General features: G+C 32.8%; 12 protein-coding genes. All 12 read left to right on the top strand.

From position 1 onward, the window contains the following. Window positions 1-335 precede the first annotated feature (335 nt). Complete coding sequence (locus tag GMA06_RS07500) at window positions 336-1,370, top strand: hypothetical protein (protein ID WP_163562215.1); 1,035 nt, start codon at window positions 336-338, stop codon at window positions 1,368-1,370. Between the two features lie 87 nt (window positions 1,371-1,457). Beyond that, complete coding sequence (gene srtB / locus GMA06_RS07505; RefSeq protein WP_163545858.1) at window positions 1,458-2,342, top strand: class B sortase, LPKTxAVK-specific; 885 nt, start codon at window positions 1,458-1,460, stop codon at window positions 2,340-2,342. Window positions 2,343-2,506: 164 nt separating this feature from the next. Continuing rightward, window positions 2,507-2,806, top strand: coding sequence for a 30S ribosomal protein S6 (gene rpsF, locus GMA06_RS07510; RefSeq protein WP_163545857.1), 300 nt, complete (start codon window positions 2,507-2,509; stop codon window positions 2,804-2,806). A gap of 23 nt (window positions 2,807-2,829) precedes the next feature. Next, window positions 2,830-3,273, top strand: coding sequence for a single-stranded DNA-binding protein (gene ssb, locus GMA06_RS07515; RefSeq protein ID WP_163545856.1), 444 nt, complete (start codon window positions 2,830-2,832; stop codon window positions 3,271-3,273). Window positions 3,274-3,301: 28 nt separating this feature from the next. Next, the gene (rpsR, locus tag GMA06_RS07520; RefSeq protein ID WP_163545855.1) at window positions 3,302-3,550 is read left to right on the top strand and encodes a 30S ribosomal protein S18; all 249 of its coding nucleotides are present in this window, start codon (window positions 3,302-3,304) and stop codon (window positions 3,548-3,550) included. Between the two features lie 116 nt (window positions 3,551-3,666). Beyond that, complete coding sequence (gene rplI, locus GMA06_RS07525; protein ID WP_163545854.1) at window positions 3,667-4,122, top strand: 50S ribosomal protein L9; 456 nt, start codon at window positions 3,667-3,669, stop codon at window positions 4,120-4,122. A gap of 18 nt (window positions 4,123-4,140) precedes the next feature. Beyond that, the gene (gene dnaB / locus GMA06_RS07530; protein ID WP_163562216.1) at window positions 4,141-5,502 is read left to right on the top strand and encodes a replicative DNA helicase; all 1,362 of its coding nucleotides are present in this window, start codon (window positions 4,141-4,143) and stop codon (window positions 5,500-5,502) included. A gap of 291 nt (window positions 5,503-5,793) precedes the next feature. Then, window positions 5,794-6,213 carry a 30S ribosomal protein S12 gene (gene rpsL / locus GMA06_RS07535; RefSeq protein WP_163545852.1) on the top strand — a complete coding sequence of 140 codons (420 nt, stop codon included), beginning with the start codon at window positions 5,794-5,796 and terminating at the stop codon, window positions 6,211-6,213. Window positions 6,214-6,253: 40 nt separating this feature from the next. Continuing rightward, window positions 6,254-6,724, top strand: a complete 471-nt coding sequence (gene rpsG / locus GMA06_RS07540; protein WP_163545851.1) for a 30S ribosomal protein S7 — start codon at window positions 6,254-6,256, stop codon at window positions 6,722-6,724. A 114-nt stretch (window positions 6,725-6,838) separates the two neighbouring features. Then, complete coding sequence (fusA, locus tag GMA06_RS07545) at window positions 6,839-8,929, top strand: elongation factor G (RefSeq protein WP_163545850.1); 2,091 nt, start codon at window positions 6,839-6,841, stop codon at window positions 8,927-8,929. A gap of 132 nt (window positions 8,930-9,061) precedes the next feature. Beyond that, window positions 9,062-10,249 (top strand): elongation factor Tu, encoded by a 1,188-nt coding sequence (tuf, locus tag GMA06_RS07550; protein ID WP_163545849.1) that lies wholly within the window; start codon window positions 9,062-9,064, stop codon window positions 10,247-10,249. A gap of 734 nt (window positions 10,250-10,983) precedes the next feature. After that, the gene (locus GMA06_RS07555) at window positions 10,984-11,841 is read left to right on the top strand and encodes a competence protein ComK (protein WP_163562217.1); all 858 of its coding nucleotides are present in this window, start codon (window positions 10,984-10,986) and stop codon (window positions 11,839-11,841) included. Window positions 11,842-12,110: the final 269 nt, after the last annotated feature.

The following is a 12,110-nucleotide window of genomic DNA, read 5'->3' on the forward strand; positions in this document are numbered from 1 at the left end:
GTTATAATTTGTTTTAGACATGATAATGACCTTTCTAATTTTGTGGTGAATCTTAGTAAGTTAATTATCTGTCTTTTTTTGTTTTTATAACACTATTTTGCTTTTGCACTTTATTTTACAACTCGGCAAATGAAAAAGAATAGAAAAATATTCACAAAAAGCCTTTGAAATACTTACAAAACATGATATAATATAAGAAATAAAAAATAATATATTTGTGTAAAGTTGAGTTTTCTATTTTTGAAAAAGAATAGAAAAAAGTGTTGACATTATAGATGAATGTACTATAATTATGCTTGTAACTATTTTACACAAAAAAAAGGAGATAAAAAATTATGAAGAAAAAATTAGTTTTAGCTTCTGCAGTAGCTTTATTAGCAGTAGCTCCATTAGCAAATTCAGTTGTTAACGCTGAAAATATTACTTCAAACGTAGTAGAACGTATACAAGAACGTTTGACACCAAAACAAGAAAGAGAGTTAGGACCTTTAAATAAAAAAGCTTTAGAAACTCAAGTTGCTTATGATGAAGCTACTAAAGCACGTAATGAAAAAGGAGAAATGCTTGCTAAAGCTCAAATGGCATATAGTGAAGCAAGTTATGAACGTAATGTTGTTTTTCCTGAAAAATATGCTGAACTTGAAGTGAAAGAAGCAGATTTATTAAGTCAAGAAAGTGAATACAATACAAACATTGCTAAAGCTAAAGCAGAATTACCTGCTTTAAATACAAGTTTAACTACTAATAAAGCTACTTTAGCTACTCAAGAAAAAGCATTAGATTCTTTAAATGCTGATTTGGCTGCAAAAGAATTAGAAATTAAATCTTATTCAGCACTTGATGGAACTTCAGAATTAAAAAATAAAGCAGAAAAAGCAAAACATGAATTGGAATATCAAGTAGAAACAACTAAAACAGCTATTAAAAAATTAAAAGATAGTATTGCCTTTGATGAAGCAACTAAAGCAAAATTAGAAAGTTATCTTGAAGATTCATATGTAGTTAAACCAACTCTTATTACTGTTGAAATTAACAAAGTAAGAAAAGAAATGGTGAAATTAGATAATGATACAAAAGATGCATTAACTAAAGCAGAAACAGCATTAAAAGCTGCAGAAACAAATTCATTCAATGCGATTTCAGTAGAAAGAGCTGCTTATGTTGCTCATGTTGAAGCAATTAAAGAATTAAATCATTGGTTAGTTGAAAATGGTTTCCCAACAGTTTCAGAAGCTATTGTGGCACCAAGTGAATTATCTGCACCTGAAAAAGATGCTGTAGAAGGTAAAAAACCAGCTCCAGCTGAAAAAGCAGGTGCTCAAGCACAACAAGGTAAAAAAGTATTACCAAAAACAAGCGCAGCTAAATAATTAGTTGTTTATACAAACATTAGACGGAATTTATCTAGCCTAGCTAGGTAAATTCCGCTTTTTAATAAGAAGATAAGGATAGGTAACATGACGGAAAATTTTGAACAGTATGAAGAAAATGCATTAGAAAATCAATCTAATGAAGAAAATACTGAAGAAAAAAATACTAAAAAGATAAATTGGAAAATAGTAGCACCAATTTTAATTCTTATTTTAGCAACATTAGCATTTCTGTTCCCAATGCTAACTAATTCATCTAATCAAAAAGATGCAAAACAAGAAACGCAGTCTAAAACAACACAAGCATATACTGTTAGTCAAGAAGAAAAAGAGTATCTAAAAAAACGTTTTGATGAATTAACAAAAATCAATCAAGATGCCATCGCCTACGTATATGCACCAGGTACTAAATTAGATGAACCCGTTGTTCAAACATCAGATAATTTCACTTACCTAGATAAAACATTTGAAGGTGAAAATATACCTTACTTAGGTACCGTCTTTATGGATATGGACAACAAAAAAGATTTTAATGACCGCTTAACATGGTTATTCGGACATGCTCGAGGTAGTAAAGTATCAGATAATCGTATGTTTAATGACGTAAATTACTACGATAAGCAAGAATATTTTGATCAACATAAATATGTTGTCATTGAAACACCAACACGTAAATTTTATTACGAAGTAGCATTTATGATTATTGTTCCAGAAGATACAGCATTCTATAAAACAGAATTTAAAGATGATGATGAATTTTTACAACAACTCACAGAAGTAAAGTCACAAGCAAAAGTCTTTAACAAAGACATTAAATTAGAAAAAACGGATAAATACTTGGTCTTATCAACATGTCGTGAAGAAGATGAAACCATTCGTTCTAATTTATATGTTAGACAAATTCCTGATAAAGAATTGCCAGATTTCTTAGCAAAAAACAAAGATAAATTAGGCTACGTTAAAACAAGATAAAACAAAATCCACTTAGTAAATTTACTAGGTGGATTTTTACTGTAAACAGCCAATAATATTTGACAAAACAACTATTTATTCAGTATAATATAGAAGTGTGAGTGTCTATAAAAAGACAACTCTCCTTGCTCTTTTAGAGCCAAAGTCCATAAGGAGGTAGGAAAATGAGTCAAGCAACTAATTATGAAATTTTGTACATTATTCGTCCAAATATCGAAGAAGCTGCAAAAGAAGAATTGATTGCACGTTTTGATGGAATTTTGAAAGATAACGGTGCTACTGTTATTGAATCAAAATTATGGGCAAAACGTCGTTTAGCTTACGAAATTAAAGATTTCCGTGAAGGTATCTATCATATCGTTAAATTATCAGCAACAGATGCTGTTGCGATTAATGAGTTTGATCGTTTAGCTAAAATCAATGGTGATATTTTACGCCATATCATCGTAAAAGAAGAAGCTTAAGATATTAGAAAGGAGTTAACAAAATGAATGTTGTATCATTAGTAGGTAGATTAACAAGAGATGTTGAATTACGCTATACGCCAAGTGGAACAGCGTACGGACGTTTTACACTCGCTGTAAATAGACGTGTACCAAACCAACAAGGTGTTAGAGAAGCTGATTTTATAAACTGTGTTATTTGGAATAAAGCCGCTGAAAATTTAGCGAACTATACGCATAAAGGGTCCCAAATAGGTATTCAAGGACGTATCCAAACAGGCAGTTATGACAATCAGCAAGGACAAAAAGTCTATACAACAGATGTTGTGGTAGAAAATTTTGATTTCTTAGAAACAAAGGCATCTAGTGAACAAAGACCTGCTCAACAAAATAATTTTACAGCTCCTAGTCAAAACGACTTTTCATTGAATAATAGTCAACCAGATTTTGAAACATTTGATATTTCTGATGATGACTTACCATTTTAATGAACGAATTATTTAAGGAGGAATAAAGATGTCTGTACAACAACGTGGAAATCGTGGCGGTATGCGTAGACGTAAAAAAGTTTGTTATTTCTGTGCGAACCATATTGACCACCCAGATTTTAAAGATGTTGAATTATTGAAACGTTTCATTTCAGAAAAAGGTAAAATTTTACCTCGCCGTGTAACAGGTACATGTGCGAAACATCAACGCGCTTTAACAGTAGCAATTAAACGTGCACGTGTGATGGGATTATTACCATTTACAACAGCTGATTAATTTTGATGACTATTTGGTTTTTGCCAGATAGTCTTTTTTATAAAATGTTTCACGTGAAACATTTTATAAAAAAGACTAGTATTTATGATATAATATCTATAAGGAAAGGTGATTATATGAAAGTTATATTTTTAAAAGATGTTAAAGGGTCTGGAAAAAAAGGCGAAGTAAAAGAAGTTGCAGACGGATACGCTAAAAACTTTTTAATTAAAAACGGGCATGCAAAACCTGCAACACATAGTAATCTAAGTGAATTACAAGGTCAAACAAAAGCAAAAGAAAAAGAAGAAGCACATAAATTAGAAGAAGCATTAAAACTAAAAGAATTAATTGAAAAAGAAGAAACAGTTGTTGAAATCTATGCAAAAGCTGGTGAAGATAATAAACTATTTGGTACAATTACCAATAAACAAATTGCAGAAATTTTATCAAAAGAGTTTAATATAGATATTGATAAACGTAAGATTGATATGCCTGCATCTATTAAAGCACTAGGTTATGTTAGAATTCCAGTGAAATTACACAAACAAGTTAATTCTGTCGTGACAGTATTAGTCAAAAAACTAGATTAGTTGCCGTAGGAGAAAAATATGGAAGAACTACATCTCGATAGACAATTACCTCAAAATATTGAGGCTGAACAAGCTGTATTAGGCTCAATATTTTTTGATGAAACAGCTATTATCAATGTAGTGAGTATACTAGACTATACAGATTTTTATAGTATAAAAAACAGATTGATTTTTAGCGTGATGCAAAAATTAAATAATGAAGATAAAAATATAGATTTTGTAACAGTCCAAAATGAACTGGAAAAACAAAATTATTTAGAAAATATAGGTGGTATTGAATATTTAATTCAACTAACACAAACAGTACCTACTGCAGCCAATGTTGAATATTATGCTAATATTGTCTTAGAAAAATCGGTGTTAAGAAAACTTATCCACACAGCAACTGATATTATCAAAATGAGTTATGATGATAAAGATAGTTTGGAAACTGTGATTGACCAATCTGAACGTATGATTTTAAATATTTCAGAAAATAATCAAAATAGGAATGGATTTATTAAAATATCAGATATTCTTGGTGATACAGTCAATCAACTTGAAGTTTTAGCAAAACAAAAAGGTTTTGTAACAGGTATATCAACAGGTTACATTGATTTAGATAAAATGACAACAGGATTACACCCTGAAGAATTAGTTATTTTAGCTGCACGACCAGCCGTAGGTAAAACAGCATTTGTTTTAAATATTGCACAAAATGTTGCAACAAAATCAAATGGAACGGTTGCTATATTCAGTTTAGAAATGGGAGCAGAATCTTTAGTTAATCGTATGTTATGTGCAGAGGGAAATATTGATGCAGGACATATGAGAACAGGTAACTTAACGGATGAAGAGTGGGATAATCTCTTTATTGCAATGGGAAGTTTAAGTCGTGCTAATATTTATATTGATGATACACCAGGAATAAAAGTATCTGAAATTCGTGCAAAATGTCGTCGTCTTGTCCAAGAGAAAAAAGAGTTAGATCTAATTGTGATTGATTATTTACAACTTATCGAAGGAACTGGTCGAGAAAACAGACAGCAAGAAGTATCTGAAATTTCACGACAACTCAAAAAAATAGCAAAAGAGTTAAAAGTACCTGTCATTGCACTTTCTCAATTATCCCGTGGTGTAGAACAAAGACAAGACAAACGTCCTGTGCTAAGTGACATAAGAGAATCGGGTTCTATTGAACAAGACGCTGATATTGTTGCGTTTTTATATCGTGATGACTATTATCAACGTGATACAGATAATAGTGAAGAAGAAACAATCGAAAATAATATTGTGGAAGTTATTATTGAAAAAAATAGAAGTGGTGCTAGAGGAACGGTTAAACTCTTATTTAAAAAAGAATTTAATAAATTTTCATCCGTTACATATGTGCAAGAATAGGGAGTACTTCATGTGCTTCTTATTCTTTTTTATGCTAAAAAATAAATATATAATAGGTAGCAATTTTTGTATTATTTTCTTTAAAAAAATGTTGACTTTATCATAAAAAAATGCTATTCTTTAAAAGGTGCTTTTATAACAGATTCCTGAAAAATCAGTCGTGCTGACTGATATGAAAGCCAAGTTTAGTCACATGAAAAGTGTTGATTATTTTTTTGAAGAAAAAATGAAACACCTGGATGTGTGGACTAGAATTTTTGAGAATAACCCATCAGGGAAGGAGGAAAACTAATGCCTACTATTAACCAATTAGTTCGCAAACCACGTAAATCAGCGGTTGAAAAATCAAATTCTCCAGCTTTAAACAAAGGTTATAATAGTTTCAAAAAAACTCAAACAAATACAAGTTCTCCACAAAAACGTGGAGTATGTACTCGTGTTGGGACAATGACACCTAAAAAACCTAACTCAGCGTTACGTAAATACGCTCGTGTGCGTTTGTCTAACTTAATCGAAGTAACTGCATATATCCCAGGTATCGGACACAACTTACAAGAACACAGTGTTGTTTTAATTCGTGGTGGACGTGTTAAAGACTTACCAGGGGTTCGTTACCATATCATTCGTGGTGCTTTGGATACAGCCGGTGTAAACAACCGTATGCAAGGTCGTTCAAAATATGGTACAAAAAGACCAAAAGCTAAAAAATAATAAAACTTGTTTATAAGAGAATTTGAAAGGAGGAAATTAAATGCCTCGTAAAGGTCCAGTTGCAAAACGTGATGTATTACCAGATCCGTTATACAATTCAAAATTAGTAACTCGTTTGATTAACCGTTTAATGGTTGATGGAAAACGTGGTAAAGCAGCAACTATTTTATATAAAGCATTTGATATCGTTAAAGAACAAACTGGAAATGATCCAATGGAAGTTTTCGAACAAGCAATGGAAAACATTATGCCAGTTCTTGAAGTTAAAGCTCGTCGTGTAGGTGGTTCTAACTACCAAGTACCAGTTGAAGTTCGTGCTGAACGTCGTACAACATTAGGATTACGTTGGTTAGTAAACTACGCACGTTTACGTGGAGAAAACACAATGGAATTACGCTTAGCTCGTGAAATCATGGATGCAGCGAATAATTCTGGTGCTTCTGTTAAAAAACGTGAAGATACACATAAAATGGCTGAAGCAAACAAAGCATTTGCTCACTATCGTTGGTAAGATAGAAAAACTAGTCCGTGTTATATTGACATATAGATTTGCCGAAGTTATATAGCTTCGGTATTTCACTAGTTTGTATTTAAAGTTAGTAAAAAGAAAGGTGAGAAAAAACCAATGGCAAAAAGAGAGTTTTCATTAGAAAACACACGTAATATTGGTATCATGGCTCATATTGATGCTGGTAAAACAACAACAACTGAGCGTGTCCTATACTACACAGGCCGTATCCATAAAATTGGTGAAACACACGAAGGTGCTTCACAAATGGACTGGATGGAACAAGAACAAGAACGTGGAATTACAATCACTTCTGCTGCAACAACAGCACAATGGAATAATACACGTATCAACATCATTGACACACCAGGACACGTGGACTTCACTGTTGAGGTTGAACGTTCACTACGTGTTTTAGACGGTGCGGTTGCTTTGCTTGATGCTCAATCAGGTGTTGAGCCTCAAACAGAAACAGTATGGCGTCAAGCAACTACATACGGTGTTCCTCGTATCGTATTTGTAAACAAAATGGATAAAACTGGTGCAAACTTCTTGTACTCAGTTGATACATTACACAATCGTTTACAAGCAAATGCTCATCCAATCCAATTACCAATCGGTGCGGAAGATACATTTACTGGTATCATTGACTTAGTAACAATGAAAGCTGAAATCTACACAAATGATTTAGGTACAGAAATTCAAGAAACAGAAATTCCTGCTGATTATCAAGAATTAGCTGAAGAATGGCGTACTAAATTGATTGAAGCAGTTGCTGAAACTGATGAAACATTGATGGAAAAATACTTAGAAGGTGAAGAAATCACTGTAGAAGAATTAAAAGCTGGTATCCGTAGAGCAACAGTTAATGTTGAATTTTATCCAGTATTATGTGGATCTGCGTTCAAAAACAAAGGTGTACAAATGATGCTAGATGCTGTTGTAGAATACTTACCATCTCCATTAGATGTTCCTGCAATCAAAGGTATTGACCCAAATACAGACGAAGAAACAGAACGTCCTGCAAGTGACGAAGCACCATTTGCTGCTTTGGCATTTAAAGTAATGACTGACCCATTCGTAGGTCGTTTAACATTCTTCCGTGTATATTCTGGTACATTACAATCAGGTTCTTATGTACAAAATGCTACAAAAGGTAAACGTGAACGTGTAGGACGTATCTTACAAATGCACGCTAACTCACGTCAAGAAATTCCAGAAGTATTCTCAGGTGATATTGCCGCTGCGGTTGGTTTAAAAGACACAACAACAGGAGATACTTTATGTGATGAGAAAAATGAAGTTATCTTAGAATCTATGGAATTCCCAGAGCCAGTTATTGAAGTTGCGATTGAACCAAAATCAAAAGGCGACCAAGATAAAATGGGTATTGCGTTACAAAAATTATCTGAAGAAGACCCAACATTCCGTGCTTCAACAAACCCAGAAACTGGTGAAACAATTATCGCTGGTATGGGTGAGTTACACTTAGACATTATCGTTGATCGTATGCGTCGTGAGTTTAAAGTAGAGGCAACTGTTGGTGCTCCGCAAGTTTCATATCGTGAAACATTCCGTGCTTCAACTCAAGCTGAAGGTAAATTTGTTCGTCAATCAGGTGGTAAAGGTCAATACGGTCACGTATGGATTGAATTTACACCAAATGAAGAAGGAGCAGGTTTCGAATTTGAAAATGCTATCGTCGGTGGGGTTGTTCCTCGTGAATATGTTCCTGCTGTTGAGGCTGGTTTGAAAGATGCTATGGAAAATGGTGTATTAGCTGGTTATCCATTAGTAGACATTAAAGCTAAATTATATGATGGTTCATACCATGATGTTGACTCATCTGAAACAGCGTTTAAAGTTGCAGCTTCTCTTGCATTACGTGCAGCAGCTAAAAAAGCTCAACCTACAATTTTAGAGCCAATGATGGCAGTAGAAATTACAGTTCCAGAAGAATACTTCGGAGATGTAATGGGTCACGTTAACTCACGTCGTGGACGTGTTGAAGGATCTGAAATTCGTGGTAATGCACAAGTTGTTAAAGGTATGATTCCTTTATCAGAAATGTTCGGATACGCAACAACATTACGTTCTGCAACACAAGGTCGTGGTACATTCTCAATGACATTCGATCACTATGAAGATGTTCCTAAATCTATTGCAGAAGAAATCATCAAGAAAAATGGTGGAAATAAAGAAGACTAGTATTTTGTTTTGAAAATCTTCTTGTGTAATAGTTGATTTTCTTGATAAAAATAGTTATAATTTGATAGGGTATGTAGAGATTTTTCTCTAATATAACTAAAACAAATGTATTTTAGGAGGAATTAAATTAAAATGGCAAAAGAAAAATTTGACCGTTCAAAACCACACGTAAATATTGGTACAATTGGACACGTTGACCACGGTAAAACAACTTTAACAGCAGCTATTACAACTGTATTAGCTAAGAAAGGTTACGCAGAAGCTTCTGACTATGCTTCAATCGATAAAGCTCCAGAAGAACGCGAACGTGGTATCACAATCAACACAGCTCACGTTGAATACCAAACAGACAGTCGTCACTATGCACACGTTGACTGCCCAGGACACGCTGACTACGTTAAAAACATGATCACTGGTGCTGCTCAAATGGACGGAGCTATCTTAGTAGTATCTGCTGCTGATGGTCCAATGCCACAAACTCGTGAGCACATCTTATTATCTCGTCAAGTAGGTGTTCCATACATCGTTGTTTTCTTAAACAAAATGGACATGGTTGACGACCCAGAATTAATTGAATTAGTAGAAATGGAAGTTCGTGACTTATTATCAGAATACGACTTCCCAGGTGACGATACTCCTATCGTTGCTGGTTCAGCTTTACGTGCTTTAGAAGGCGATGCTGAATACGAACAAAAAATCTATGACTTAATGGATGCTGTTGATGCTTACATCCCAACTCCAGAACGTGATACAGACAAACCATTCATGATGCCAGTTGAGGACGTATTCTCAATCACTGGTCGTGGTACTGTTGCAACAGGTCGTGTTGAACGTGGACAAGTTCGCGTTGGTGACGAAGTTGAAATCGTAGGTATTGCAGAAGAAACTTCTAAAACAACTGTTACAGGTGTTGAAATGTTCCGTAAATTGTTAGACTACGCAGAAGCTGGAGATAACATTGGTACATTATTACGTGGTGTTACACGTGACAACATTGAACGTGGACAAGTTTTATCTAAACCAGGTTCAATCACACCTCATACAAAATTCACTGCTGAGGTTTACGTTTTAACTAAAGAAGAAGGTGGACGTCATACTCCATTCTTCTCAAACTACCGTCCTCAATTCTACTTCCGTACAACAGACGTTACAGGTGTTGTTGAATTACCTGCAGGTACTGAAATGGTAATGCCTGGTGATAACGTAACTGTTACAGTTGAATTGATTCACCCAATCGCGATTGAAGAAGGTACAAAATTCTCAATCCGTGAAGGTGGACGTACAGTTGGTGCTGGTGTAGTTTCATCTATCCAAGCTTAATAATCAACTACAAAGAGCATTGCTTTCGCAATGCTCTTTTTATTGTGGAGTTTAGCTATCTCTTGAACAATGGAGTGAAATAAACCGTAATGCTCCACACACCATCTGTGTGGAGCATGCGAATTATGTAGTACTATAATAAATTGTGTAAACAGAATATATAGTATAACTGAAATAAGAATTTCTTAAATAGTAAAAGTTAAAAAATCAATGTTTATAGCAAATAGATTTTCTGATTTTATATATACTCAAATCTGTTAATACACTAGAAAACACTAGATAAACAAATTAAATATCCACAAGTATTGATTTGATACTTTTTTTATTGTTAATAACTTTGTAAAATGTTTTGAATAGGCTGCGGTAAAAACCTAATAGGTATCTCATTACTTTTATAAAAATCTTTTTTAAAAATTCGACGAAATCAAGTACCCCTATACATAGTGATATCTTAAAATAAGAAATAGAAAGATAAATAAAACAATATATAAATATACTATATATCAGTATGTTGATTATTTATTAAAAAAATATTAAATATTAAAAAAACTTTTAAATATAGACGTTGCAAATACAAATCAATTCGATTTAAGGAACTTGTATTATAGAATATTAACCAAAATAAGAAAATTTTATCCACTATTTCTATTTTTGTATGTAATTTCTAAAAAATTGGGTAAAAATATATACAAATTATTTGAAAGATTATACTTTTATAATTAGGGGTGGATTTTATGAAACAATTACTTGAAAAATTGTTAATGATATTAGAAAAATTAGAGGGCAGTGAACAGACATCAGAGTTTCCTAGAAATTATATTTTAGATGATTTAGAAAATCATAATAGAGAACATAGAATTATTGATCAAACGACTATTCAACATCTATTTTTTCAAGCAAAAAAAGTAAAATCAATGGATGTGGATGACGATGTTTACGCAATTATTCATTTGGGAGATGAATATGCACCATATAAATCAATGCTACTTTCATTTAGTACAATTCCATTGATTAGCAAAGAATCGACTAATGGTATTATGAGTAGACTGTTTATTAAATTAGGGATAGGGTATCATCAGTATTGTGATATTATTAAAATGATGTTTAATACGCCTTTGTATAGATTACCTTATATTTATGGTGGAAAAATGTATTTACCTGCATCTGGGCCAACGAAACAATCATGTACGTGGTATGCTTTGCACCATATTCTAAAATATACAAAAGACTCTGAATACGGAGATGTTTTACTGACTTTTAAACAGCATATTCATATTAAGGCAGAATTAACAAAAGATTCATTTCAAAAACAGCTAGAACGAGCTAATATTTTATACCAACTACAACAAGAAGGGCTAAAATATCTCATGATAGATGTATATGGATATGATTCAAATATAGAAACGTTCTTGAATTTTTCCGCTTCTGAAAATGTTGTAACAAAATATCAAAAAGAAAATAGAATGAACATAGCAAAAGACAATCCGTATCTTTTATTGTTGTTATTGTCTAAAATTATTGGGAATAGTGATGTAACTGAAAGAATGATAAAAGAAATATGCCAAATAAAGCCGAATAAAGATCAAATATAACGATTTAAAAAATATAATTTATGTATATTTAACTTTTCGCAATTATAAAAGTTCGGTTTTGTAACTTCTTTTATAAAAGCGAAATAAAAATAAAATAGTATCAATGAAATAGCGACTCGCCAAAAACGTTGATCTGACGGGGGAAATAAAAAAGTTTGAAAAAAAAGAAAAAAAGTTTGAAAAAGGTGTTGACAAAAAAAAGGTGTGTTGGTATGATGTATAAGTCGTCGCAAGGGACGACAAAACGACTGGAAACAGTCGACACAGCC

It is taken from the genome of Granulicatella sp. zg-84 (assembly GCF_010892375.1).
Classification (GTDB): domain Bacteria; phylum Bacillota; class Bacilli; order Lactobacillales; family Aerococcaceae; genus WM01.